This is a genomic window from Cetobacterium sp., from assembly GCF_051653945.1.
Lineage (GTDB): Bacteria > Fusobacteriota > Fusobacteriia > Fusobacteriales > Fusobacteriaceae > Cetobacterium_A.
This window is the reverse complement of the sequence record NZ_JBOFXD010000116.1, coordinates 86,421-113,398: the sequence shown is the minus strand read 5'-3', so window position 1 is coordinate 113,398 and position 26,978 is coordinate 86,421. Positions and strand designations below refer to the sequence as shown.

Annotated in this window: 22 protein-coding genes, 9 tRNA genes and 1 riboswitch; of the genes, 4 read left to right on the top strand and 27 right to left on the bottom strand. The window is 30.4% G+C overall.

Annotated elements, in window-relative coordinates; all coding sequences use genetic code 11:
* Window positions 1-12: 12 nt before the first annotated feature.
* The 14 genes from ACRC8M_RS12690 to ACRC8M_RS12625 all read right to left on the bottom strand — a co-directional run bounded on the left by ACRC8M_RS12690 (window position 13) and on the right by ACRC8M_RS12625 (window position 8,986).
* Window positions 13-95 (bottom strand) — tRNA-Leu (locus ACRC8M_RS12690).
* 2 nt (window positions 96-97) lie between these two features.
* A tRNA-Thr gene (locus ACRC8M_RS12685) sits at window positions 98-173 on the bottom strand.
* A gap of 25 nt (window positions 174-198) precedes the next feature.
* Window positions 199-275: transfer RNA gene (locus ACRC8M_RS12680), tRNA-Asp, on the bottom strand.
* 5 nt (window positions 276-280) lie between these two features.
* A tRNA-Val gene (locus ACRC8M_RS12675) sits at window positions 281-356 on the bottom strand.
* Between the two features lie 2 nt (window positions 357-358).
* Window positions 359-433: transfer RNA gene (locus ACRC8M_RS12670), tRNA-Glu, on the bottom strand.
* 9 nt (window positions 434-442) lie between these two features.
* Window positions 443-518, bottom strand: a tRNA-Lys gene (locus tag ACRC8M_RS12665).
* A gap of 9 nt (window positions 519-527) precedes the next feature.
* Window positions 528-603, bottom strand: a tRNA-Gly gene (locus ACRC8M_RS12660).
* A gap of 53 nt (window positions 604-656) precedes the next feature.
* Window positions 657-2,168 (bottom strand): glycoside hydrolase family 10 protein, encoded by a 1,512-nt coding sequence (locus tag ACRC8M_RS12655; protein ID WP_438529469.1) that lies wholly within the window; start codon window positions 2,166-2,168, stop codon window positions 657-659.
* Between the two features lie 10 nt (window positions 2,169-2,178).
* Window positions 2,179-2,673 (bottom strand): hypothetical protein, encoded by a 495-nt coding sequence (locus tag ACRC8M_RS12650; protein ID WP_438529468.1) that lies wholly within the window; start codon window positions 2,671-2,673, stop codon window positions 2,179-2,181.
* A 70-nt stretch (window positions 2,674-2,743) separates the two neighbouring features.
* Window positions 2,744-3,769: a class II fructose-bisphosphatase gene (gene glpX / locus ACRC8M_RS12645; RefSeq protein ID WP_438529467.1), complete on the bottom strand. Its 1,026-nt coding sequence runs from the start codon at window positions 3,767-3,769 to the stop codon at window positions 2,744-2,746.
* Between the two features lie 8 nt (window positions 3,770-3,777).
* A complete protein-coding gene (locus tag ACRC8M_RS12640; RefSeq protein ID WP_438529466.1) occupies window positions 3,778-4,047 on the bottom strand; it encodes a septum formation initiator family protein in 270 nt (89 codons plus the stop codon).
* Window positions 4,047-4,550, bottom strand: a complete 504-nt coding sequence (gene def / locus ACRC8M_RS12635; protein ID WP_438529465.1) for a peptide deformylase — start codon at window positions 4,548-4,550, stop codon at window positions 4,047-4,049. Before def ends, ACRC8M_RS12640 begins: the two co-directional genes overlap by 1 nt.
* A gap of 41 nt (window positions 4,551-4,591) precedes the next feature.
* Entirely contained in the window at window positions 4,592-6,868 is a 2,277-nt protein-coding gene (gene priA, locus ACRC8M_RS12630; RefSeq protein WP_438529464.1) for a replication restart helicase PriA, read from the bottom strand.
* 9 nt (window positions 6,869-6,877) lie between these two features.
* On the bottom strand, window positions 6,878-8,986 hold the full coding sequence (locus ACRC8M_RS12625; protein WP_438529463.1) for a penicillin-binding protein: 2,109 nt from the start codon (window positions 8,984-8,986) through the stop codon (window positions 6,878-6,880).
* 97 nt (window positions 8,987-9,083) lie between these two features.
* Between ACRC8M_RS12625 and ACRC8M_RS12620 the strand changes: the two genes are divergently transcribed.
* On the top strand, window positions 9,084-9,590 hold the full coding sequence (locus ACRC8M_RS12620) for an OmpH family outer membrane protein (RefSeq protein WP_438529462.1): 507 nt from the start codon (window positions 9,084-9,086) through the stop codon (window positions 9,588-9,590).
* 79 nt (window positions 9,591-9,669) lie between these two features.
* Here ACRC8M_RS12620 and ACRC8M_RS12615 read toward each other — a convergent pair.
* From ACRC8M_RS12615 to ylxM, 13 genes are all read right to left on the bottom strand, one after another.
* Window positions 9,670-9,745: transfer RNA gene (locus ACRC8M_RS12615), tRNA-Val, on the bottom strand.
* Between the two features lie 3 nt (window positions 9,746-9,748).
* Window positions 9,749-9,823: transfer RNA gene (locus ACRC8M_RS12610), tRNA-Glu, on the bottom strand.
* Between the two features lie 71 nt (window positions 9,824-9,894).
* Entirely contained in the window at window positions 9,895-10,251 is a 357-nt protein-coding gene (locus ACRC8M_RS12605) for an arsenate reductase family protein (RefSeq protein WP_438529461.1), read from the bottom strand.
* A gap of 83 nt (window positions 10,252-10,334) precedes the next feature.
* A complete protein-coding gene (metK, locus tag ACRC8M_RS12600; RefSeq protein WP_438529460.1) occupies window positions 10,335-11,489 on the bottom strand; it encodes a methionine adenosyltransferase in 1,155 nt (384 codons plus the stop codon).
* An 81-nt stretch (window positions 11,490-11,570) separates the two neighbouring features.
* Window positions 11,571-11,658: riboswitch (SAM riboswitch) on the bottom strand.
* Between the two features lie 55 nt (window positions 11,659-11,713).
* The gene (glyS, locus tag ACRC8M_RS12595) at window positions 11,714-13,789 is read right to left on the bottom strand and encodes a glycine--tRNA ligase subunit beta (RefSeq protein WP_438529459.1); all 2,076 of its coding nucleotides are present in this window, start codon (window positions 13,787-13,789) and stop codon (window positions 11,714-11,716) included.
* A 25-nt stretch (window positions 13,790-13,814) separates the two neighbouring features.
* Window positions 13,815-14,687, bottom strand: coding sequence for a glycine--tRNA ligase subunit alpha (gene glyQ, locus ACRC8M_RS12590; protein ID WP_438529458.1), 873 nt, complete (start codon window positions 14,685-14,687; stop codon window positions 13,815-13,817).
* Window positions 14,688-14,698: 11 nt separating this feature from the next.
* Window positions 14,699-15,157 carry a signal peptidase II gene (gene lspA / locus ACRC8M_RS12585; protein WP_438529457.1) on the bottom strand — a complete coding sequence of 153 codons (459 nt, stop codon included), beginning with the start codon at window positions 15,155-15,157 and terminating at the stop codon, window positions 14,699-14,701.
* 19 nt (window positions 15,158-15,176) lie between these two features.
* Window positions 15,177-17,972, bottom strand: a complete 2,796-nt coding sequence (ileS, locus tag ACRC8M_RS12580; protein ID WP_438529456.1) for an isoleucine--tRNA ligase — start codon at window positions 17,970-17,972, stop codon at window positions 15,177-15,179.
* Window positions 17,972-20,311 (bottom strand): ATP-binding protein, encoded by a 2,340-nt coding sequence (locus ACRC8M_RS12575; protein ID WP_438529455.1) that lies wholly within the window; start codon window positions 20,309-20,311, stop codon window positions 17,972-17,974. Before ACRC8M_RS12575 ends, ileS begins: the two co-directional genes overlap by 1 nt.
* A 3-nt stretch (window positions 20,312-20,314) precedes the next feature.
* Complete coding sequence (locus tag ACRC8M_RS12570; protein WP_438529453.1) at window positions 20,315-22,480, bottom strand: Tex family protein; 2,166 nt, start codon at window positions 22,478-22,480, stop codon at window positions 20,315-20,317.
* A 114-nt stretch (window positions 22,481-22,594) separates the two neighbouring features.
* Complete coding sequence (gene rpsP, locus ACRC8M_RS12565; RefSeq protein WP_023051405.1) at window positions 22,595-22,858, bottom strand: 30S ribosomal protein S16; 264 nt, start codon at window positions 22,856-22,858, stop codon at window positions 22,595-22,597.
* A gap of 66 nt (window positions 22,859-22,924) precedes the next feature.
* The gene (gene ffh, locus ACRC8M_RS12560; protein ID WP_438529452.1) at window positions 22,925-24,268 is read right to left on the bottom strand and encodes a signal recognition particle protein; all 1,344 of its coding nucleotides are present in this window, start codon (window positions 24,266-24,268) and stop codon (window positions 22,925-22,927) included.
* An 11-nt stretch (window positions 24,269-24,279) separates the two neighbouring features.
* A complete protein-coding gene (ylxM, locus tag ACRC8M_RS12555; RefSeq protein ID WP_438529451.1) occupies window positions 24,280-24,591 on the bottom strand; it encodes a YlxM family DNA-binding protein in 312 nt (103 codons plus the stop codon).
* 147 nt (window positions 24,592-24,738) lie between these two features.
* Between ylxM and folE the strand changes: the two genes are divergently transcribed.
* From folE to folP, 3 genes are read left to right on the top strand one after another with little or no spacing between them, the layout of a single operon-like run.
* A complete protein-coding gene (gene folE, locus ACRC8M_RS12550; RefSeq protein ID WP_438529543.1) occupies window positions 24,739-25,275 on the top strand; it encodes a GTP cyclohydrolase I FolE in 537 nt (178 codons plus the stop codon).
* A gap of 12 nt (window positions 25,276-25,287) precedes the next feature.
* A complete protein-coding gene (folK, locus tag ACRC8M_RS12545; protein WP_438529450.1) occupies window positions 25,288-26,109 on the top strand; it encodes a 2-amino-4-hydroxy-6-hydroxymethyldihydropteridine diphosphokinase in 822 nt (273 codons plus the stop codon).
* A gap of 9 nt (window positions 26,110-26,118) precedes the next feature.
* Entirely contained in the window at window positions 26,119-26,946 is an 828-nt protein-coding gene (gene folP, locus ACRC8M_RS12540) for a dihydropteroate synthase (protein ID WP_438529449.1), read from the top strand.
* Window positions 26,947-26,978: the final 32 nt, after the last annotated feature.

The window sequence follows — 26,978 nt, the reverse complement described above, 5'->3', positions numbered from 1 at the left end:
TCAGTCATAAAGTGGTGCGAGAGGAGGGACTTGAACCCTCACGTCGAAACGCCAGATCCTAAGTCTGGTGCGTCTGCCAATTCCGCCACCCTCGCAGTGGTGCCGCTTATCGGAGTCGAACCAATCACCTACTGATTACAAGTCAGTTGCTCTACCAGATGAGCTAAAGCGGCTTTTATTTACTTTATAAAAAATTAATGGCGGGAGTGACGAGGGTCGAACTCGCGACCTCATGCGTGACAGGCATGCGCTCTAACCAACTGAGCTACACCCCCATTAATGGTGGAAACAACTGGACTTGAACCAGTGACCCCCTGCTTGTAAGGCAGGTGCTCTCCCAACTGAGCTATGCTTCCAATGGTACCCCGTAGGGGAATCGAACCCCTGTTTATAGAGTGAAAATCTATTGTCCTTACCACTGAACGAACGGGGCAGTGGTAAATGGTGCGTCATACTGGGCTCGAACCAGTGACAACACGATTAAAAGTCGTGTGCTCTACCATCTGAGCTAATGACGCATCTTTGTATGGAGCGGGAGACGAGGGTCGAACTCGCGACATTCAGCTTGGAAGGCTGACGCTCTACCAACTGAGCTACTCCCGCATCACTTACAAAAATATAGTACCACATTTAATACTCTTTGTCAACAAACTTTTTTATTTTTTTAAAATAATTTTTTCCTTCACTTCACCTTGATTATGAACTCTATCTACTGGAGCTATTTTATAATAATAAGTCTTATTTTTTTCAATATTTTTATCTAAATACTTCAATCCATACTTTCTTTTTACAGTAGTTAAAAGATATTTAGAATTTTTTTCATCAAAATCTTTATCTGTACTTCTATATATGGCATAATAGTCTGCATAGTTATTAGCTGGATCACTCCAAGTCAAAAGAACTCCCTCTTTTATAAGCTCTGCCTTTATATTAGTCACTGGTTTTGGAGCTACAGTATCTATCCACGGACTTGTTGGAGGTAATATCTGTTTATCGTAAACTTTTTCCTTTAAATTTGTTTTAATATTTAAGCTATTTTTTTGAATCTTATCAAATCCAAAAAATACACTTCCATGGACATTCTCAAAATTTCTATTATACTTTATCTGGTCTATAAGTTCATCCTCGTTTTTCCAAGCTTTATTACTTCCAATTTTATAAGCTGCATGACCTATATACAAATGAACATTGCTATTTTTAACTTCATCTATCCACCAATTAACTAAAATATCGTATTGAGCAACTTTTAAATTAAAATCCCAATATATTTGTGGAACTATATAATCTATCCATTCGTTTTGTATCCACGTTCTTGTATCTGCATATAAAGTATCATAATTTTCTGCCCCTGCTCTTGTTGCTGATCCAGTTGAATCTTTATCGTTATTTCTCCAAACTCCAAAAGGACTTATTCCAAACTTTACATAAGGTTTTACTTTTTTTATTTTTTTCGATAATTCCATTACGAAGGTATCTGTATTTTTTCTTCTCCAGTCCTCAAGTTTCATTCCTTTTCCATATAGTTTATAAGATTTAGTATCTCCAAAAGGAACAACTTTTTTATTTTTATCTAATACTGGGTATGGATAAAAATAATCATCCATATGGACACCATCTATATTGTAGTTTTTTACAACATCAACTATAACATCCTCTGTAAACTCTCTAGCTTTTGGATTTCCAGGATCATAATAATATTTTCCACCATACTCAATAACCCAAGTAGGATTTTTTTTTGCTATATGATTCTCAGGAATTTTTTCATTATTTTTTAATGTTATTCTGTATGGATTAAACCACGCATGAAATTCTAAATTTCTTTTATGAGCTTCCTCTACAAAAAATTCTAAAGGATCATATCCTGGATCTTTTCCACTTTCTCCAGTTATATACTTAGACCATGGCTCTTTATTAACTTTTTTATAAAATCTATCTGCTGTAGGTCTTACCTGCATTATTATAGCATTCATATTCAAACTTTTTATTTCATCTAAAATATCGATATACTCTTGCTTTTGTTCTTCAATAGTTAATCCTTGTTTAGAAGGCCAGTTTATATTGTCAACTGTTGCTATCCAAACTCCTCTAAACTCTCGCTTATCATCTTTACTAAAACAAAAAGAAAAACTTATTAAAAACAAACAAAGTAAAAAAGTTAATTTTTTCATAGAATCACTCCTATCCCTTTATTATTGAAAACTTACCCTTTAGTTCATCCTTTAAAGTACAGATAAAATCAATTTTATTTCCCATAATTAAAGGTATAATTATCTCTCTTTTATCAATTGTAACTATTCTTATTATAACTTGTAATCTATTTCCTTTTCCTACTACTCCCTCTTTCATAGTACATGTATCTATTTCATCAAAAGATAGGTTCAATCCTTGACCTACAATCTTTTTATTCTCACAATCTAAAATTATTTTATATTTAAAAATATTTTTTAAATGTTTAAATCCTAAGAATAATAGTAATGCCGCTATTCCTATGTATGGTACGCTAAAATTCTTTGTATACCCTATATACCCTTGAAGAGCTCCAATTAATATAAGTGGTAATCCTGTTCCTAACCATACAATCATTTTTTTACCTTCAAGAGTATACTTCTTCAGTGGTTTATATTGTACTTTTGTCTTTTCTATTTTTTTTATAAAATCATCATAAAAAAACATTTCTCCTCCTCATTCAATAACGAAGAAAAGTAGAGAATACTCTCTACTTTTCTATTCAATTATTATTTAATTATTTTACTAGTTCCATTATATCTTCAGGTTTATAGTCTAAGTTATGAACAGCATTTATATATCTAACTGTTTTACTTTTTCCTCTTATAACTAAAGTTTGAGTTCTAGCTATATTTCCTTTTCTTTTTACACCTTCTAAAAGATCTCCACTTGTTATTCCTGTTGCTGAGAAAATAACTTCATCATCTTTTACAAGATCATCCATCTTTAAAACATCTCCTACTCTTAGTCCCATCTCTTCACATCTAGACTTTTCATATGCAGATATTTTATCATTTTCCAATGACACACCTTTTACTTCACTTCTTAATTTTAATCTAGCTTGCATATCTCCACCTAAAGCTTTGATTACAGCAGCTGATATAACACCCTCTGGAGCTCCACCTATACCATAAAGTACATCTACATCTGAATCTACAACTGATGTTAATATTGAACCAGCTACATCTCCATCTGGTAAAGCATAAACTTTAATGTTTAAATCTTGTAGATCTTTTATTATAGTTTTATGTCTTGGTTTATCTAATACTACTACCGTTAGCTCATTTAATGGCTTGTTTAAAGCTTTACAGATATTATCTATATTTTCCATTAAAGGTTTTGACAAATCAATTACACCTTTCGCTTCAGGTCCTACTATTAATTTTTCCATATACATATCTGGTGCTTTTAAAAAGCTCCCTTTGTTTCCTACTGCTAAAACAGCTATTGCATTAGCTTGCCCTTGTGCTGTCATTCTTGTTCCTTCAACTGGATCTACAGCGATATCCACCTGCGAATATCTTTCTTTCTCAGGAGAATCTATTCCTACCTTTTCACCGATGTATAGCATAGGAGCTTCATCAATCTCTCCCTCTCCTATTACAATCTCCCCTTGAATCTTTATCCCATTTAGCACAGTTCTCATAGCGTCTACCGCTGCTTGATCTGCCGCCTCCTTATCTCCTCTACCTACCCATTTGTAAGCTGCTAAGGCTGCTGCTTCTGTAACTCTAGCAAACTCTAAAGCTAACTCTCTTTTCATTTTTCCTCCTACTTTGTTTCAATTAATCTATAAATTTTTTCTCCTGGTAAAACCATTTGGAGTTGATTCCTAGCTACTTTTTCTCTGTAAAAGGGATTATTTATATTCTCAATCATTTCATCATATCTAACAATTAAGTTTTCAATCTCTTTTTTTTGTTTAATCTTTATCTCTTGCTCCATTTTTAACTTATCGATTTTAACAAATGATCTAAATATATTTTGTCCTAAAAATGCAAAATGTATAACTAACGGGACTATCCAAAGCAGATTTTTCATTAGTTTTTACCTACCTCTTTTTTCAAAAGTTGTAATTTTTTAGATACCATTCTTTTAGCTACTGGTGATATTTTATCTACAAATAAAATAGCTTCTAAATGGTCATATTCGTGTTGAAAAGCTCTTCCTAAAAGTTCTGTTCCCTCTTCTATTACCTCTTCACCCTTTTCATTTAAATACTTTATCTTTACTGTCACTGATCTTTTTACAGGTTTATAAATTCCTGGGACACTTAAACATCCTTCATCCACATTTTCAACAGTATCTGATAACTCTATTAACTCTGGATTTATAATCTTTCTTACAATCCCATCCCCAACGTCAATTACAAACATTCTTTTGCTTATTCCAACTTGCGGTGCTGCAAGTCCTACTCCATTAGCTTCGTGCATTGTTTCCACCATATTATCTAAAATTTCAAGTATCTCTGGTGTTATTTCTGTTACTGGCTCAGCTACAGTTCTTAAACATTCATTTCCATATATTTTTATGTCGTATAACATGTATTTTCCTCCAATTCTCTTTTTTTTCAATATATATTATATCATATTAGATTAATCGGGTCTACATCAACAACTATTCTATATTTTTTATTCTCTATTTTTTTTAGTTTATTTTCTAAAAATATTTTATAATCATTGATCTCTCTTCTGTCCCCTTTTATAAATATGTTACATCTATATCTTCCTTTCACCTTATAAACTAAAGATTTCATAGGTCCATATAGCTCCACTTTTTCATTTTCAATCTCTTTAAATATCATATGGCAATACTCTTCCAATCCATCCTCTTCATTGGATGATATCCCAATATTTATTATTTTTGAAAATGGTGGATAAAGAAGAATCTCTCTTTTTTCTATCTCTTTCTCATAAAAATTTATATAACTATTTTCTTGAATCTTTTCTATTATATAATTTTCAGGTTGATAAGTTTGAATTATGACTTTTCCCTTTTTTTCTCCTCTTCCAGCTCTACCTGCTACTTGAGTTATCATCTGGTATGTTCTTTCTCCAGATCTAAAATCAGGTATGCTCATAATTGTATCAGCATTTATAACCCCAACTAAAGTAACATTAGGAAAGTGCAACCCTCTAGATATCATTTGAGTTCCAATCATAATATCGTATTTCCCACCTAAGAAATCATTATACATATTTTCGTAAAAATTCTTTTCTTTTGAAACATCTCCATCCACTCTAATTATATTTACAGGAAATCTTTTCCTTAGTTCCTCTTCTACCCTTTCAACTCCACGCCCACTGAAAGATATATTTTTGCTTCCACATTTAGAGCAATGACCTAAAAATCTTTTTGATACACCACAATAGTTACATTTCAATCTATTGTTACTTGCGTAATAATTTAATTTTATAGAACAATGTTCACACTCTTCCATATGTCCACAATCTTGGCATTGAACTAGTGTAGAATAACCTTTTCTATTTAGAAGAAGTATTATCTGTTCTTTTCTTAAAAGTGCTCCTCTTATCTCCTCTAAAAGTCTTTCACTAAAAAAGCTATCTTTCTCCTCTTTCATATCTACAATCTCTATCTCTGGTAATTTTGCATCCTTATATCTATGATCTATCTCAAAAAGTTGAAATATCCCTTTTTTCGCATAATAATAACTTTCGATTGATGGTGTTGCTGAACCTAAAACTACTTTTGCATTCTCTAACTCCGCTTTTTTTATAGCTACATACTTTGCATTATATCTTGGTGTACTGTCTTGTTTATAACTATTTTCATGCTCTTCGTCTACAATAATATATTCAAGATTTTTTACAGGAGCAAAGATAGCTGAACGAACCCCTAAAACAACTCTTTTATCACCTGTATATATACTATACCATTCTTTAGCCCTTTCTACACTTGAAAGCCTACTATGAAGTATAGCCACTCTCTCTCCAAATTCTTTTTTAAATCTTTTTATCATTTGAGGAGTTAAAGATATCTCTGGAACTAAAAATATTGAGCCTTTCTCATTCTCTAAAGCTCTCTTTATAAGATGTATATATATCTCAGTTTTTCCTGATCCTGTTACCCCTCTTATTAAAAAATGTCTTTTATTTGAAGTTTCAATACCATTTTTTATTTTTTCTTGTTCTAAGTTTAATTCAGTATCTTCTCTAAATTTTTCTTTTTCAATCTCTTTTTTAAATTTTTCTTCATTAAAGCTTTTTATTTTTCTCTCAAATATCAATGTATCATTTTTCAAATGATTTTCTATAATTTTTTTATCAAATTTCTTTTCCAAAGTTAATTTTCCGACCTCTACTCTCTCCTGAAAATATAACTTCAATTCTAAATCTTCATTTTTTTGTTCTAATTTATACCAACCATCTTCATTTTTTAAATAATCTTTATCTAAAAATTCCTGTACTTTAATTTTTGAAAATCTATCAACTAGTGTTTTTTTTCTAACTAAACTTTTTTTCCAAAAATACTCCAAAACTTCATCTCTAGCTAAAATAGAATTAAGATTTTTAGGTCTATATATATCCTCATATTTTACTTTTACTCCAGCTGGTACTGCAGTAGAAAAAACTTGATCAAATGGACTCATATAATAATCTTTTATCCATAACAATAATTTTATAAAATTGTTAGAAAAGTTTAACTCTTCATGTAATATTTTTTTTATTTTTAAAACTTTAAAAGTATAATCTTTATCTTTTTCCTCTTCAATAATTAATCCAACTTTATCTTTATTTCTAAAAGACACCAAAACTCTGTCCCCAATATTTATATTTTCTTCATCACTGGCATAAGTATAGAAATCCTTTGTCTTTTCTATATAGACACTATAATATCTCATTACTTTCTCCTAGTCTAATTTTATTTTTATTTTCTTTACATCTACTAACTCTTTTTGAGGCTCTAAACTTTGACTTTTTACAACTCCTGTTCCCGTCAATTCAATTTCAATATCACTACCTTTGAAAATCTCAATAACCTCTCTAGCACTTAATCCTTTTAAATCTGGCATTATAAGCAACTCTTCGTTATTTTCTATACTTCTTAAACTTTTCTTTCCCTGTACTTTTATATTCTCTATTTTTTGTGAATAAATATTTTTTAATTTTGTCACTCTTTTTACAACTTCTCCTAAAACAGGTGCCGCTGATGTTCCACCATATTTAGCATATAAAATATCTCCTTGAGGTTTAAAAAACATAGCTAACAATATATATTGAGGTTTTTCTACAGGAAAAAATCCCATTACAGATGATAGATACTCATGTTTTACATATCTTCCATGCTCACTGTACTGAGCTGTTCCTGTCTTTCCACCAATTCTATAATCATCTACATGTGCCTTTTTTACTGTTCCATCTAATACAGCTAGCTCCATCATCGCTCTCATCTCTTTTGATACTGCCTCTGTTATTACTTTTCCCTTTTGTATAGGTAAATTTCTTCTAACTACCAAGCCATCTTTATCTGTTATTTTATCAACTATATATGGTTGATACATTGTCCCACCATTGATTACTGCTGAAAAAGCGGTAATCATTTGAATTGGTGTTACAGCAATTCCTTGTCCAAATGACATAGTACTTTTCTTCAATCCATCCCATCTTTTTACCGATTCTCTTCTAGGCTTTTTTTCATAGGGGTAATCAACACCTGTTTTATCATATAATCCAAATTTTTCTAAATATGAGTCAAACTCTTCATTTGTAAATTTATCCCCTATTAATACCATACCTACGTTACTTGATTTTTTTAATACCTCTTCTGTTGTTAAAACGCCTTTTACACTTCTACTACTCTCTTTTATGGTATGTTTATATTTTGTTATAGTTCCATTTCCTATATCAAAACTGGTATTCCTTCTTATTTTTTTCTCTTGTAATGCCGCTGCTATTATAAGAGGTTTGAATATAGAACCAGGCTCTACTTGAGATTGAAATATTGGATTTGCTACATTTTTTTTATTTTTTCTAAAAAATGAAGTTGCTAATATCTTTCCATTATTTGGATCCATTAAAATAGCATATGCCTCTTCTGAATTTGTTTTTCTATATTGCTTTTCCATTTCATCATTCAGGATATATTGTAAATCATTATCCACAGTTAGATGAATATTCATACCATCTAAATTAACTTTTGTTCTGGCACTTGATGTTGGCAATCCAACTCCTAAACTTCTAATACTTGGAATAATTCTAGATATTTTATCTCCTTTTAAATAATTTTCATAAAAAAGTTCTATTCCAAAAATTCCCTCTTTCTCTGTTCCCTTTTTAAATCCAATATTTCCAACTAAAAAGAAATATTGATCTGACTTATAATAACGTCTTTCTTTTCTTCCACTCAAAAATATAATATTTTTACCTTTTATCTTATATTTCTCCAAAATCTCTTCAATCTCTTTTTTTTCTACGTCATCTATATTTCTATTTAACCTTTTATAAACTCTCTCTTCTTTTCCTAGCTTATTAATAGTATTTAATAAGGGTTTATAGTTATCTCTTATATACTTCTTATTCACTAGCTCTTTCAAAGCCTCTGGAGCTTCTAAAGATTTAACAAATCTTTTTGGATCTACTGATAACTCATACATATTAATACTATACGCTAACCCTTTTCCTTTGGAGTCATATATATTTCCTCTTTCTCCACCCTCTCTTCTTTCAACATTTACCTGCTTACTTATCGCTTCTTTATAGTTATTTGAATCAAAAAGTTGTATTTGAATCATTCTAAATATCAAAACAAAAAAACAAAACAATATTATATCCGAAGCTATAAAAGACCTCAATATAAAATTATTTTTCATTTTTATCTTTTTCCATTTAAAAAAAACATATAGATTGTATATTAACATTAAAATAACCGCTACTGTTAATAAAAATTTTCTATAATATAAAGAAAGCCCAATACCAAATATCTGTATCAAAAGTAAAAATATTTTTAGTTTCTTATTCAATTTTCCACCCTCTTTTTATTTTTCTTTTAAATATTATATCAAATATTGGCAAAATAATGTATAATAAGAATAAAATTCCACAAAAAGGAGTATTTATATGAATGTTTTATTTCTATTGCTTTTTATGACCACTTCAGCCTTTGCACTCAATATTGGAGTTATAGACTCTGAATACATCTTTAGTCAATACAATAAGCGTTTTGAAATGGAAGAAAAACTTGAAAATAAAAGATTAGAGTTAAATTCAGAAATTGAAGGATTAAGACAAAGTTTATTGGAACAAGAGAAAATTATCAAATCAAATTCAAAAATTAAAGAAGAAGACAAGAAAAAATTATTAGATTTAAAAAAACAATTTCAAGAAAAAATCGAAATTTCTGAAAGAGTTTTTCAAGAAGACCAACAAAATTTTATTTATGATATAAAATTCGAAATAGATTCTGTTGCTATCTTAATCGGAAAACAAAAAAATTTAGAGATGGTCATTGAAAAAAGTGCAACAATTTATGGCGGAGTCGACTTAACTGAAGATGTTCTTAATTTTTTAAACAATAAAGAATCATATAAATTAGATACCACTAATCTTTTGAAAAAACAATTGTAAAAAGGGTTAAGCAAAATTTATCCCTTTTTTATTTTACAAAAAATTAAAAAAAAGCACATATGTGCTTTTAAAATCTAAATGGTGGAAACAACTGGACTTGAACCAGTGACCCCCTGCTTGTAAGGCAGGTGCTCTCCCAACTGAGCTATGCTTCCAAATGGTACCCCGTAGGGGAATCGAACCCCTGTTTATAGAGTGAAAATCTATTGTCCTTACCACTGAACGAACGGGGCAACTTCGCATATTCTGCGTTGCTGCTACATAATAATAGTACCATTTTTTTTATTGTTTGTCAACAATATTTTTATTTTTTTATCTCATCCCACTCTTTTTCCTTAAATCCTATTAAAACCCTATCTTTTCCTACAAGTAAAGGTCTTTTTACTAACATTCCATTAGTTGAAAGGATATCTAAAAGTTCCTCTTCATTATTTTGAGCCACTTTTTCTTTTAAGTTCATTTCTCTATAAAGAATACCACTTGTGTTAAAAAATTTTTTTATTGGTTGACCACTTAAAGCAATCCATTTTTTCAAATCCTCTTTTGTTGGATTATTTTCAACAATGTGTCTTGATTCAAACTCTATACCATTTTCTTCTAGCCATTTTTTAGCTTTTACACATGTTGAACACTTGGGATAATTTACAAATAAATATTTCATAATTCACCTCTCCTCTCTTTTTTTATAGCTTAACATTAAAATAAAAAAAAGGGAAGTTTATTCTTCCCTTTTTTTGTGTAGTATTATCTATTTAAATATTTTTTTAACTCTTCAGCTTTATTTACTCTTTCCCAAGGTAAATCTAAATCTGTTCTTCCAATATGACCAAAAGCTGCCAAATCTTGATAATTAAAGTTTCCACTTCTTAACTCTAAATCTCTTTCAATTCCTCTTGGTGTTAAATCAAATACATTTTGAACAGCTTCAGCTAGTTTAATTTCATCCACTTTTCCTGTTCCAAATGTTTCTACTTTTACAGATGTTGGCTCAACTACTCCAATAGCATATGATAACTGAACTTCACATTTATCAGCTAAGTCTGCTGCAACAATATTCTTTGCTACCCATCTAGCTGCATACGCAGCTGATCTATCAACTTTTGAAGGATCTTTACCAGAAAAAGCTCCTCCTCCATGTCTAAAGAATCCACCATAAGTATCTACGATTATTTTTCTTCCAGTTAATCCTGTATCTCCATGTGGTCCTCCAATTACGAATCTTCCTGTTGGATTTATGTGATAATTTTTTACTTCTTCTGCACTTAAGTTATAAGCTTCTAAAACTGGCTTTATTACTAACTCTTTTACATCTTTATGAATTTGCTCTTGAGTTACATCTGGATTATGCTGAACTGAAACTACAACAGTATCTACCCCTACCACTTTTCCATTTTCATCATAAGCTAATGTAACTTGAGATTTTGCATCTGGTCTTGCCCATGATAACTCTTTTGATCTTGTCAATCTAGTCAACTTTACAATAATCTCTCTTGCTAAAACTAATGCTAATGGCATTAATTCTGGAGTTTCTTTTACAGCTCCACCAAACATTATTCCTTGATCTCCTGCTCCTCCTACATCTACACCCATTGCGATATCTGGTGATTGAGAGTGAATTGCATTTAATACTCCACAATCTGAATCAAATCCCATTCCCTGCTTATATCCAATTTCATCTATTTTATTTCTAACTATATCTTGTATATCAATATAAGTTGTTGTTGTAATCTCTCCTCCTACAACAACTTGACCTGTTGTACAGAAAACCTCACAAGCTACTCTTGCTGCTGGATCATTTTTAATACATGCATCTAATACCGCATCTGATATTTGATCTGCTATTTTATCTGGATGTCCTGGTGATACACACTCTGAAGTAAAGTAAGTTAAATTTTTCATTGTTTCCTCCTAAATATTAATCAAAAGAGATAAAAAAAGCCTTTTATCTCTCCAGAAAGATAAAAGGCTTTATGCTCTTATAGGTCATCTTTCTGGAATTAGCACCACACCTCTAAGGTAGGTTGCTGAAACGTCATAGGGCCAGTCCCTCAGTCTCTCTTGATGATTTTGTTTTTTTTGTAACTAAATTATATATTATTTGTATTATTTAGTCAATATTTTTTTTATTTTTTCTCTTCGATCAATGTCAAATTAACCATTTTATTGAAGATTGTAGCAATGTAATTAAGCTGTGATAATCTATTATTTTTTATAACCTCATCTTTATCCATTACCATTATAGTTTCAAAGTATTTATTGATAATATCTTCAGTTGATAAAAGTACATTTAAGTACCCAATATAATTTTTAGCAACTAACATCTCTTTTGCATCTCTTGCAACCTTTTGTGATTTATCAAATAGTTCTTTCTCTATATCCTCTTTTAAAAGATTAGGATCAACCATAACTCCTTCAAACCCTTTAGAGATATTTCCAACTCTTTTCATTAATGAAACTAAGTTATTGAAGCTATCCATTTTTGTAAATTCATCAACAGCTTTTATTCTTAATAGAGTATCTACTAAATTGTCAAAACTCTTATCTACAACTGCAGATACAATGTCCTTTGAATATCCCATTTCTGTAAATACATTTAACGCTCTTTGCTTAAAGAACTCCATTATTTCATTTAAAACTTCAGCTTTATCTCTTTTTAATACTCCAGCAACTGCAAGGGTATCTAAAGCTCTTTCTACTAAAGTTTTTAAAGAGATATTTAAGTTTGAATCTAAAACGATATTTACAATTCCTAAGGCTGCTCTTCTTAAAGCAAATGGATCTTTAGAACCACTTGGAATTATTCCAACACCAAAACATCCACAAAGAGTATCTATTCTATCAGATATTCCTGCTATAATTCCTTCTACACCTTTTGGTAAAAGATCTCCTTGATATCTTGGATAATAATGCTCTTCAATTCCTTTTGCTACTAACTCAGACTCTCCTGATTTTAGCGCATAGTCCGCTCCCATAAATCCTTGAAGTTTTGTAAACTCTTTTTCTCCAATCATATTAGAAACTAAGTCAGCTTTTGCTAATAAAATTGTTCTATCAATTGTTTCTTTTCTAGTTTCCATTCCAGTAGCTTCTATTAAATAATCTGCTATTTTTTGAGATCTCTCAACTTTGTTATATATAGTACCTAAATCTTTTTGGAATACAACTTGTTTTAATTTCTCAACATTTTCTACTAGAGGCTTCTTTAAATCTTCGTGGTAGAAGAATCTTGCATCAGCAAGTCTTGCAGATAAAACCTTCTCATTTCCTTTTCTAACTTGTTCAGAATCTTCTATACCATTTCTGATTACAACAAATTTAGGTAAAAGTTTTCCTTCTAAATCTAAAATAGGGAAATATCTTTGGTGAACTTGCATAGATATAATTAAAACATCTTGAGGAACCTCTAAGAAATCAGAATTAAATGTTCCAACTATTGGATATGGATATTCAACTAAGTTTGCAACCTCTTTTAATAAATCTTCATCTATTAAAACTTGCTCATTAGAATCCTCACATTTTTCTTTTATAAGTTTCTTAATTAAGTTCTTTCTCTCTTCAACACCTATAATTACATTATTTTCTTTTATTTTTTCAAAATATTCATCAATAGCAGATACTTCAAAGTTGCTTCCAAAGAATCTATGTCCTCTAGATGCTCTTCCACTTTTTATTCCTTCTATTTCAAGATTTACTATCTCTTCATCCACTAAAGCTAAGAACCATTGGATTGGTCTAGCAAACTTTAATTTTTTCATTCCCCACTTCATTGATTTAGGAAAGTTAATCTCTAGTACCAGTTCTTTTAAAAGATCTGAAAGTAATGCTTTTGTACATTCACCTTTTAAAAACTTTCTAACTGCTATATATTCACCTTTAGGAGTTTCTATGATTTCTAAATCTGTAGCTTCTACTCCTTGAGATTTAGCAAATCCTAATCCCGCTCTTGAAATCTCTCCATTTTCACCAAAAGCAACCTGCTTTGCAGGTCCCATGTTTAAAATATCCAAACTTTCCTGAGCTTCTGCTAATCCTTCTACTAAAACAACAAGTCTTCTTGGTGTTCCAAAAGTTTTTATTTCATCAAATTTTATTCTTTTTTCATTTAACTTACCTTCTAAGTTCTCTTTCATCTCTTTTAGAGTTTGAACAAGGAATCTTGCAGGTAACTCTTCCATTCCTATTTCAAAAAGTAATCTCACTTTCTATTCCTCCTCTTTTTTCCTTTTACTTTTTTTTCAGTAAAGGGTATCCTAGTTCTTTTCTATTTTGTACAAATACTTCTGCACATCTTTTAGCTAGGTTTCTAACTCTTAAAATATAAGCCATTCTCTCTGTTGTAGAGATTGCTCCTCTTGAGTCTAGAACGTTGAATGTGTGAGAACATTTTAAAACATAGTCATATGCTGGCATTACTAAGTTTTCGTTTAATGCTCTATCAGCTTCTTTTTCATAATCATCAAACCATCTAAAGTGGCTCTCTAAATCTGCTACTTCAAATGAATATTTTGAATTTTCATATTCATACTGATATCTCATATCCCCATATTTAATTCCTGGTGCCCACTCTAAATCATACACATTTTCTTTATTTTGAATATATAATGCTAATCTTTCTAATCCGTATGTTATTTCAACAGGAACAACTTCTAACTCTAATCCTCCAACTTGTTGGAAATATGTAAACTGAGTTACTTCCATTCCATCTAGCCATACTTCCCATCCTAATCCCCATGCTCCTAATGTTGGTGACTCCCAATCGTCCTCAACAAAACGAATGTCATGTTTTAAAGGATCTATTCCTAAAACTTTTAGCGATTCTAAATAAAGCTCTTGAATATTATCTGGTGATGGTTTCATTATAACTTGAAATTGGTGGTGTTGATAAACTCTATTTGGATTTTCTCCATATCTACCATCCTTTGGTCTTCTTGATGGCTCAACATATGCTACACTCCACGGCTCTGGTCCTAAAGACATTAAAAATGTATTTGGATTAAATGTTCCAGCTCCTGTTTCTATATCGTATGGATTTCCAATGATACACCCTTTTGAACTCCAATACTGCTGAAGAGCAAATATCATCTCTTGAAATGTCATTTCACTTCCTCCTAATCTTTCTTTTTCCTTTTACTATCTAGTAAGCTATCTATTATTATTAAAATAACTCCTATATTTATCCAAACATCAGCTAAATTAAAGACAAATACCCATATTCCTCTAAAGTCAATCATATCAATAACAAATCCTCTGTAGATTCTATCAATAATATTTCCAATTGCTCCACCTAAAATAAACGAATACCCTAACTTCTCAATAACCGAAAATTTATTTCTATTTTTAAAAAAGTAAAAACCTAATCCGAATATTACAATGATTGTTAAAATAGAGATTATATCAAGTTTTCCTTGAAACATTCCAAAAGCTATACCTCTATTTTTTACATAAGTTAGATGGAAAAACTCTCCCAAAATTGGGAAAGTTTCTCCTTCTACTAACCAAGTGTCTATTTCATATTTGGATATTTGATCTAAGAATACTAATAAAAATATTATCCCTATATATAACACAGCTCACCTCTTTGAATAATTAATCAACTAGTGCTGATGTACATCTTGGACATACTGTTGGATGCTCTGGATTAGTTCCTAACTCTGTCGAGTATTTCCAACATCTTTCACACTTCTCTCCATCTGCATGCTCAACTTTTACGAATAAAGCTTCTTGCTCCTCACCTTTTACAAATGAATCATCTTTTTCATTAGCAATTACTAATTGAGAAACGATAAATACCTCTTCTAAAATCTCTTTATTATCTTCTAAGAATTTTGCTAACTCTGCATTATCTGCACTTAAAATAACTTTTGCATCTAAAGAGTTTCCTATTATCTTATTTTCCCCTTGTCTTGCTAACTCTAATGTTTTATTAACATCTTTTCTTAACTTTACAATCTCTTCCCACTTTGTATCTAACTCATCATTTAAGTATTGATCATTGTTTACATACCAATCAGTCAATAATACTGACTCAGAATCTTTTAATGATTCTGGTAAAGTTTCCCAAATCTCTTCAGCTGTAAATGACAATATAGGTGCTACCATTTTAGTTAATGTCACTAAAACTTCTGACATTACTGTCTGTGCAGCTCTTCTTTCCTTAGAATCAGCTTTTTCAGCATATAATCTATCTTTGATTATATCTAAGTAGAATGCTGACATATCAATTCCTGAGAAATAGTGAATCTCTTGGAATAAGTTATAGAACTCATATTTTTCATATGACTCTGTTACCACTCTTTTTAATCTTTCTAACTTATTTAATGCCCACTTATCAATTTCCATTAAGTCCTCATAAGCTACTGCATCTGTTGCAGGATTAAAATCTGCTGAGTTTCCTAATATATATCTAGCTGTATTTCTTACTCTTCTGTAAGCTTCTGCCATTTGTTTTAAAATATTATCAGATATTTTCACATCTTCTCTATAGTCAACTGATGCACACCATAATCTTAGTATATCTGCTCCATAAACTTTGATTATATCTTGAGGAGCTACAACGTTTCCTACAGATTTTGACATCTTTTTACCTTCTCCATCATTTACAAATCCGTGAGTTAATAACATCTTAAATGGTGCATCTCCTGTTGATCCAACTGATGTTAATAATGAAGTTTGGAACCATCCTCTATGCTGATCTGATCCTTCTAAATATAAATCAGCTGGTCTGTGTAATCCCTCTCTAGTTTCTAAAACAGATCTATGAGATACTCCTGAGTCAAACCAAACGTCCATTATATTTGTTTCTTTTCTTAATTCCAATCCTTTTAGATTGTACTTAACTAGTAGTTCTTCTCCAATTAACTCCTCAGCTGAATATTTTACCCAAGCTGCTGACCCCTCTTTTTTAACAAGTTCAATAACTCTATCTAAAATCTCTCTTTCGAATATCTCTTTTCCTGTTGCTTCATTATAGAATACAGGAATTGGTACTCCCCATGTTCTTTGTCTTGAGATACACCAGTCAGGTCTTGTCTCTAACATAGAACCTATTCTATTTCTTCCCCACTCTGGAACAAATTTAACATCATCTAAAGCTCTCAATGCTTTTTCTCTTAAATCTGAACCTTCACATCTTATAAACCACTGCTCAGTTGCTCTAAAGATTACTGGAGTTTTTGATCTCCAGTCATGAGGATAAGAGTGCTCAAACTCTTTGTAGCTTAATAAGTGCCCTGTTTCTGTTAAGTGCTCTGCTATAACTTTATTTGCCTTTTTATAGAATAATCCAGCAAATTGTCCAGCTTCCTCTGTCAATACTCCTTTATTATTAATTGGAGAAATGATTGGTAATCCATATCTTACTCCTACAACGTAGTCATCTTGACCATGTCCAGGTGCTGTATGAACTACTCCTGTACCCGCTTCTGCAGTTACGTGAGTTCCTAAAACAACTTTTCCAGTTCTATCTAAGAATGGGTGCTTGTATGTTAAGTTTTCTAAATCTGCTCCTACGAACTCTTTTACTAACTCTACTTCTTTTACTCCCATATCAACAAACGCTTTATCAGCTAAAACTTTTGCTAAGATTAAGTTTCCTTTTTCTGTTTTGTATATTCCATACTCAAACTCTCCGTTTAATGCTATTCCAGTGTTTGCTGGTAAAGTCCATGGAGTAGTCGTCCAGATAACTAGATATAACGGTTCTGTCATCTCTAATTTATCCATAATCTCTTTGTTTGCTTCCATTTTTACATAAATAGATGGAGAAACATGATTTTTATACTCTATTTCAGCTTCTGCTAAAGCTGTTTCTGTTACTGGCGACCAGTAAATTGGTTTTAATCCTTTAAAAATATATCCATTTTCATAAAGCTCACCAAATACTTCTAATTGCTTTGCTTCATATTCAGGATTTAAAGTTAAGTATGGTTTATCCCATTCTCCTAAAACTCCTAATCTTTGGAATCCTTCTTTTTGAATCTCTACCCATTTTTTAGCATACTCTGTACACTTCTCTCTAATTTCAAGAGGTGACATCTCTTTCATTTTTGCACCTAATTCCTCACTTACCTTTAACTCTATTGGTAATCCATGAGTATCCCATCCTGGAACGTAAGGCACTGTGTATCCAGATAATCTTTTATACTTTAAAATTATATCTTTTAATATCTTATTTAAAGCATGACCTATATGGATTCCACCGTTTGCGTATGGAGGTCCATCGTGAAGTATAAATGTTTTACTTCCCTTTTGTAATCCCTTTTCATAAATTTTTTCATCTTCCCACTTTTTCAAGATGTTTGGTTCCTTCGTTGGTAAGTTTGCCCTCATTTGGAAACTTGTTTTCGGAAGGTTCAACGTTTTCCCGTAATCTTTTTCTTCCATTAGACTTCCTCCTTATATGCATTTAAAGTTATTTTTACTTCAGTATTATTTCCCTCTTCTGAGAAATGCTTTATTACTCCTCCGTGGTCTTTTATCACCTTGTGTACAAAAAACAATCCTAACCCTAGGGTTTGAGGAGAATAACTTATAAATGGTTCGTAAATATCTTCCAATTGTCTAGCTGATATTCCAATACCATTATCAATAATTTTCAACTCTATTTTTTCATTAATTTTTCTTTTAGAAAGAATTATATCTATCCTTCTATTGTTTTGTTTATCTAAGAGAGCATTACAAGCATTATCTATAAGCTCTTTTATTACTTTTTTTAATTTTCTTCTACTACCTAAGACACTTCCACTTGTAGCATTAAAAAATGAAATCGAAATGTTTTCACTTTTAAATTTTTGGCTATAGTCTGCTATTGTCTCATTTATTATTTTATCTAAACTAACTCGCTCATATCTATCCTCAATCTCTTCAGAATAAATTTTTAATGATTCGTTATCCTCTTTAATTCTTGCTAAATATGGCTTAATAGTTGTTAACTCTTCTATTATCTTTTCTCCAGGATTTTCTGAGTCAATACATTTCAGTAACTTTTCAACAACCTCTCCTCTTAACTTTAAAAATCTTGTAGCTAACTTTTCTATTGTTAGAACCCTTTCGCTTTCTAAAGTATCTAAAATTGTTTCTTTGTTATTTATTCCTATGGAAAAATTCATCGAAAGTAAATTTAGTAGCTCTAACTCTTCTTGGTTTATTCTGATATCCTTTGCATAGTTATCTACTACCACTACACCAGAAAATTTCCCAGCTCCATGAATTGGAAAAATAAAGAAATTCTTCAGTCCTATAGCTTTTAAAACATCATTTCCTAAATCATATTTATATCCAGCATCATTTTTATAGATTATCTTTTGCTCTTTAAAAGATTTTGCCAATAAATTATCATTATTTATAGGAACTTTTGTAAATAAAACTAACTCTTTCAAATTTTTCAATTGAAATTTAAATCCTTTTTTACTTTCCTCTTTTAAACTACGGTTTATAGCGACTTCTTCTCCGATTAAATAATCATTTTCTCTACTGTATCTAAAATACATTGCTCTACTGTAACCAAGCCCGACTTCTGAAGTGAATCCTGAAACAAGTTTTTTTATAGTTTTAAATGTATCTTGTTCTATATTCATGCCCATTAAAAGTTTATCAATAGCTTCAATTCTCTCAATATTTCTAACTAACTCTTTGTTTTGAATAGTTAAATCATCTTGAGCAATATTCAATTTTTCAATCATCTCTTTAAAAGATATCGATAATGTCCTAATCTCACCTTGACCAATAACTTTTATATCCTCAACCTTTTCACCCTTTGAAATTTCATCAGCTAAATCAGCTATTTGAGTAAGAGGCATCAATAGTTTTCTAAATACTTTACTCGATACTGTAGAACTTATAATCATTATTAAAAGAACTAAAATACCTATATAAATAGATGTCATTAGTTTTTCTTCAGTTAAACTTTCTTTCGATAACGATAGTACAAAACTTCCTAAATAACTATCATTATAACCTATTAAATTATAAATTCCAACATAATATGATAAACCATTGATTTTTTTATTCAAATAATAATTTTTATAATCTTTTCTTAAGATCTCTTTATATGTTCTATTTGAAAAGAAAAACCTAGCTTGAAGCTCATCTTTATCAGGACTATTAGTTACAAAGTATACTCTATCCTTCGAGCTTAATTCTAATCCATCTGTCAAAGAAGTTAAAAAATCTCTATTTATAGGAGTTGAAACTACTAGATAATAAGTTGTTGTTTCATTTCCATAAGGAATAACTACTCTTCCATAAATTTTATTATCTACCTGTGCTAAATAATACCCAGTTTCTTCAAACTCTTTTTTACTCGACGTTTCTAGTAGTATATGAATATTATCTTCATTTAGTGTTCCTAAATCCCCTTTATTTCCATACTCTCCTAATAACTCGCCCTTAGAAGATAAAATTGTTACTACAGAATTATAATAATTTCTAAAATCTTCTTTTAACAAATTATATTTTAGCATTTCTGCTACTTGTTGATTCCCTTCACTGATTCTATATTTTCCAATCTCTTTATAGACATCATTTCTAATCTCTCCAAAATAAGATTTATAATTTCCCATAAGAAGATTCATCTTATTTTTAGTCGTATCTTCGATTCTCTGTTCCATATCTTGAAATGAAGTTAGTATTACAACTATTGCGATTAAAATTGAGGTCAAAAATATTGCTATATCATTATAAAAAATTATTTTTATTAACAAGGAATCTTTTCTTATTCTCATCCTTTAAAGCCCCTTTTTAGTCAAGCCTACTCTTTCCCTCTCTCTATCTATATCCTTTATTTTAACCTTTATTATTTGACCAACTGAAAGAACTTTACCTGGGTCATCTATAAATTTATCTGATATTTCTGAGATGTGAAGTAATGCATCATTTTTTAATCCTATATCTATAAAAGCACCAAACTTAATTACATTTCTTACTGTACCCTCTAACTCCATACCTGGCTGAAGATTATCTATATTTAATATATCTGATTTTAATAGTGGTTTTTGAATGCTATCTCTTGGGTCTCTTCTTTCTTTAACTAGTGCTTCATATATATCTTTCACTGTTTCATACCCATAGCTATTTTTAAGAGCAAAACTTTTATAATCAAATCCATCTAAAATCTCTTTAGCTTTAACTAAATCCTCTCCGTACTCTTTTAAAGAGAGGTTGACAGATGATAGTATTTCCTCTGCTATTTTATATGATTCAGGATGTATTATTGTATTATCTAAAGTATTTTCACCATCAAGAATAATTAAGAAACCAGCCATCTGCTCATAAGCTTTAGCTCCTAGACCTTTAACTTTTAATAACTCTTTTCTATTTTTAAAGTTCCCATTCTCTTTTCTATAATCTACAATATTTTTTGCAACACTTTTCTTAATTCCAGAAACATATGAAAGTAATGCCCATGAAGCTGTATTTACATTTACTCCAACATTATTTACTACTAACTCAATAACCTCTGTAAGAGATTGATCTAATCTTTTTTGATTAACATCATGTTGATACATACCAACTCCTATAGATTTAGGGTCGATTTTTACTAATTCTGCTAGAGGATCTTGAATTCTTCTTCCTATAGAAATTGCTCCTCTAACTGTAACATCTAAATCTGGAAACTCTTCAACTGCAATTTTAGAAGCTGAATAAATTGATGCTCCTGCTTCATTTCCAATTAGATATTTTACATCACTATCTACAGTTTTTAAAACTTTAGCTACAAAACTTTCTGTCTCTCTCGAAGCAGTTCCATTTCCAATAACAATTATATCTATGTTATATTTTTTTATGAAATCCTTCATTTTTCTTTCAGCATCTTTTAGCTGATTCTCATGATGCATCTCTTTTACTAAATAAAACACCGTATTTTCTCTAAAAAATCCATTTTTATCTATAACTGCCACCTTACACCCTGTTCTATAACCAGGATCCAAAGCTAATATATTTTTTTCATGAAGTGGTGGTTGCATTAAAAGGTTTTTTAAATTCTCTTTAAATACTAGAATAGCTTCATCTTCTGCTTTTTCTGTTAGAATATTTCTAACTTCTCTTTCAATAGAAGGTAAAATTAATCTATCTAGAGCATCAACTATAATTTCTTTATGCAAAAAGTTTAACTCTTTATTCTTAAAGTCTTTCAATAAGTATCTTTCTACACTATCTCTATCCTTTTCTTCAAAATTTAAAGAAACTATTAATACTCCCTCATTTTCTCCTCTATTTAAAGCTAAAATTCTATGAGATAAAGCTTTTTTTACAGGTTCAGTATATTCATAGTAATCCTTATATATCTGTTTTGTATCAAGTTCCTCTACTTTTTTACTTTTCTTAGCTGTTATAATAGCTTTTTTCAGCATATCTTCTCTTAATCTTTCCCTATACTCTAATGTCTCTGAAAGATTTTGAGCTACAATTAATTTTGCTCCTTCAATAGCTTTTTCTACATTTTCTACATCTTCATTTACAAATACTAGACTTTCTTCTTCAAGCTCAGCCAGAGTTTTTAATTGATAGATTTTTTCTGCTAAAGGCTCTAACCCTTGCTCTTTTGCCACGTCTGCTTTTGTTTTTCTTTTTTTCTTATACGGAAAATACAAATCTTCTACCATTTGAAGCTTTTCAGCTAAAAGTATTTGATTTTTTAACTCATCTGTCAACTTACCTTGTTCTTCGATTAATCTAATAACCTCTTCTTTTCTTATCTCTAAGTTTCTTAAGTAAGTTATTAACTCTGATATTTTTAAAATATTTGTTTCATCTAAATTCTCAGTAACTTCTTTTCTATATCTTGCTATAAATGGTACTGTTGATCCTTCGTCTAAAAGTTTTATTGTGTTTGCAACTTGTTCAACTTTTAATCCCATCTCTTTTGCAATTCTATTAAAGAGTGTATCCATTAATCCATCTCCTTTTCATAGTTGAATTTACCTTGTATTATACCACATTTTAATAATCAATGTCTAACACAAACAGAAAAAAAGGTGCCTTTACAGGCACCTAAATTTTTACAATTAGTTTTTCTTTGCAGCTTCGAACTTTGCCCAAACTCCAGCTTTGTCTAATAATGACTTAACTGTTCTTGTAGGTTGTGCTCCGTTCATAAGGAATTTTACGATCTCCTCTTCTTTAAGAGTTACTTTTCCCTCTTCTAATGGATAGTAGTTTCCTAAGTAAGCTACTGCTTTTCCATCTCTTCTTGATAAAGCTTCCATTGCAGCTATTCTGTATACAGGTCTCTTTTTGCTTCCCATTCTAGTTAATCTTAATTTTAACATCTAAAATCACTTCTCCTTTTATATTTCTATTTTTTTATTTTTGGTATTGCTTCTATTTTTCTCTATTTAAAATGGAAACTTCATTCCACCTTTTCTTCCACCCATTCCAGGAAGTTGTGGGAACTTTCCAGTTGAGAACATTTTCATCATTTCTCTCATCTGTTCAAATTGTTTCAGTAGCTTATTTATATCAGCAACTTCTGTTCCACTACCTTTTGCAATTCTTAGTTTACGACTAGCTTTTAGTATTTCAGGTTTTTTTCTTTCCTCTCTAGTCATTGATTGAATAATAGCTTCAACTTTTTTCATCTCTTTTTCAGCTGGTGCTAAATCTCCAATTTGTCCCATACCAGGAATCATTTTTAATATGTTTCCTAGAGAACCTAATTTTTTTATATTTTGTAATTGTTTTAAGAAATCATCTAAATCAAACTTTTGAGTTCTAATCTTCTCCTCAAGAGATTTAGCATCCTCTTCTCCAATTGCTTCTTGTGCTTTTTCAACTAAAGAAACTACATCTCCCATTCCAAGTATTCTTGAAGCTAATCTTTCGGGATGGAATAACTCTAAGTCATCAATTTTTTCTCCAGTTCCTACAAATTTAATAGGTTTTCCAACTACAGATTTAACAGACAGTGCTGCTCCACCTCTAGTATCTCCATCAAATTTTGTAAGTACAACTCCATCTATACTTAATGCGTTATTAAATGATTGAGCAAGATTAACTGCATCTTGTCCTATCATTGCATCAACTACCAGTAAAATCTCTTGAGGTCTTACAACTTTTTTAACCTCTTTTAACTCTTCCATTAACTTTTCATCTATATGTAATCTTCCAGCAGTATCTATAATTAAATATGTTGCTCCAGCTTCTTTTGCTTTTTCTAAACCTCTTTCACAAATTCCAACAGCATCATTACTTCCAAGTTCAAAGTAAACATCAACACCAACTTGTTGTGCTAAAACCTCTAGCTGCTTCATAGCAGCAGGTCTATAAATATCTGCTCCTATTAAGTATGGTTTTTCACCTTGCTTTTTTAAATATTTTGCTAATTTTCCTGCAAAAGTTGTTTTTCCAGCACCTTGAAGTCCTGCAAGCATTACTACCGTAGGATTTTTAATACTTTTTGTAAGTCTAGAGTTTGTACCACCTAATAACTCTACCAACTCATCATTTACTATTTTTATAAATTGTTGCCCTGGATTAACTCCAGTTAAAACTTCAGCTCCAATAGCTTTTTCTTGAATCTTTGCAACAAATTCTTTAACAACTTTGTAGTTTACATCGGCCTCTAGTAAAGACATTCTAACTTCACGTAAAGCCTCTTTTATATTACTTTCGCTTAGTTTCCCATGACCTCTTACTTTTTTCATTATGTCTTGGAATCTATTTCCTAAATTTTCTAACATGGCCACCCCTACTAAAAGTTTTTTTCGATTATTTCGTCCAGTTTTTTAATTGTGAAATCTTTTTTCAGCTCTTTTAACTGCGATAGTAATTCTAAATCTCTTTTATGAAATCCTATCTTCTCTTCATAATCTCTCAAAATTTTTATTCCTCTTCTTATGTTATCATAGACAGCTTGTCTACTTACATTATACTTCTTTCCAATCTCTGTAAGAGATTGATCTTCCTCGAAGTGCTCTAACAAATATTCTTTTTGTCTATCACTTAAAAGATTTCTATAATAGTCAAGCAGAATAGAGACTTCTAACATCTCATTCAATTCCATAATATCACCAACATATTATATCTATATTTATATTTTTTGTCAAGCATTTTTTCTTTACAAAACTTTAAGTTTTTTACCTTTACTATTATATGGTATAATTAATTTATATCAAACTTTTGAGGTGATTTAGTGAACTTAAAAACACATATTAAAAATATAATTCTTGAAATAAACAACGACAATAACTTAATCTCTGATGAAGTTATTGAAAACACACCTGAAAGAATTGAAACTTTTTATAAAGAGATTTTTTCAGGTCTTCTTTTAGATCCGTATGACTTTTTAAAAAGAACATTTCCAATACAAAATAATGACTTAATCATTGAAAAAAATATATCTTTTTATTCTATGTGTGAACATCATTTTTTACCTTTTTTTGGTAAAATTTCTATTGGTTATATTCCCAATAATAAAATTGTTGGTTTTGGAGATATTATAAAAGTTATTGAAGCTTATTGTAAAAGACCACAGTTACAAGAAAGACTTTGCGAAGAGATTGCTGAAACAATCTATAAAGGACTTGAATGTCAAGGAGTATATATTTTAATGGAAGCTGAACACATGTGTATGACTATGAGAGGAGTCAAATCCATTGGTACTAAAGTCATTACAACATCTTCAAAAGGTATTTTCAATGTCAATCATAGTTTAAAAACAGAGTTTTTAACTTTAATTAAAAATTAGAGGGAGAGTTTTATGGATAAAATATATATTAAAAATTTAGAATTTATAGGTAATCATGGAGTTTTTGCTGAAGAAAAATTTTTACAACAAAAATTTATTATTTCTATTGAAATGGAAACTTGTACCAGAAAAGCTGGTGTTAATGATGATTTAAATCATTCTACACACTATGGATTCGTTTCTGATGATGTGGAAAAAGTTTTCTTTTCAAAATCATTCGACTTAATTGAAGCTCTTGCTGAAGCAATTGCTAAAGAGATTCTTATAAAGTATTCTCTTATTAAAAACGTTACAGTTAAAATAAAAAAACCTTGGGCTCCTATTAAAAAGCATTTTGATTATGTCGCAGTAGAGATTACACGTTCTAGAAATACTTCGTACCTTTCTATAGGCACAAATATTGGTAATTTAAAACTTAATTTAGATACTGCCATTTCTCATATATCAGATCTTGAAAATACACAAGTTATAAAAGTAAGTAACTTCCTAGAAACCGAACCTTTTGGGGATATTATACAAGATAATTTTTTAAACGCTTGCCTTAAAATTGAAACTCTTTTTACACCACAAGAGCTTTTAGAAAAACTTCTAGATATTGAAATCATAATGGGAAGAGTTCGTGAGGTAAAATGGGGACCTAGAGTTATTGATATAGATATCTTACTTTTTAATAGCCTTATTGTTGAGGAGGAGAACTTAGCTATTCCTCATCCTTGGATGTGTGAACGTTCATTTGTACTAGACCCACTAAATGAAATTGCTCCAAATATCATTCATCCTTTAGAGAACAAAACTGTTTCAACATTAAAAAGAATCCTAGATAAATCTTTATAGGAGGTTGTTATGATTTTTTCATCTCAAGGGAAAACTTTTATTTTAAACAAAGAAACTTTAATCATGGGAATTTTAAATGTCACTCCAGATTCGTTTTCTGATGGTGGAAAATTTAATTCTGTCGATTTAGCTTTCGAACATGCAAAAACTTTAGTTGCTCAAGGAGCTCATATCATCGATGTAGGTGGTCAATCAACTCGGCCTGGTCATGAAGAGGTTGATTTAGTAACTGAAATTGAAAGAGTAGTTCCTATTATAAAAAAAATATCAAAAGAATTAGATTGTATAATATCTATTGATACTTATAGACATGAAGTTGCTGAAGCTGCAATTAAAGCTGGGGCTCATATTATCAACGATGTTTGGGGACTTCAAAAAGATAACGGCGAAATGGCTCAAGTTGCCGCTAAGTACAATTGCATTGTTATTGCTATGCATAATCAAGACTCAAAAATTTATGAAGAGGATATTATTCTTTCTATGAAAAAATTCTTCAAAAAATCTTTTGAAATCGCAGAGAAAAATGGTCTTAATCCTAATAAAATTATAATCGACCCTGGAATTGGATTTGGAAAAGGTTATAATGAAAATATTGAGGTTTTAAATCGTTTAAAAGAGCTTACTTTTATCGCTCCAATTTTATTAGGAGTTTCTAAAAAAGCTTTCATAGGAAAAAATTTAAATCTTGATCCTGATGACAGAGTTGAAGGAACCGTTGCTGTTAATACACTTGGTATTCTTCAAGGGGCTAAAATAATTCGTGTTCATAATGTTTTAGAACATAAAAAAGCCTTGTCTATTCTCGATAAAATTGTTTATTACTCTAAAAATAATTAATTACGAATAGGAGAGCAATAATGCTCTCCTAT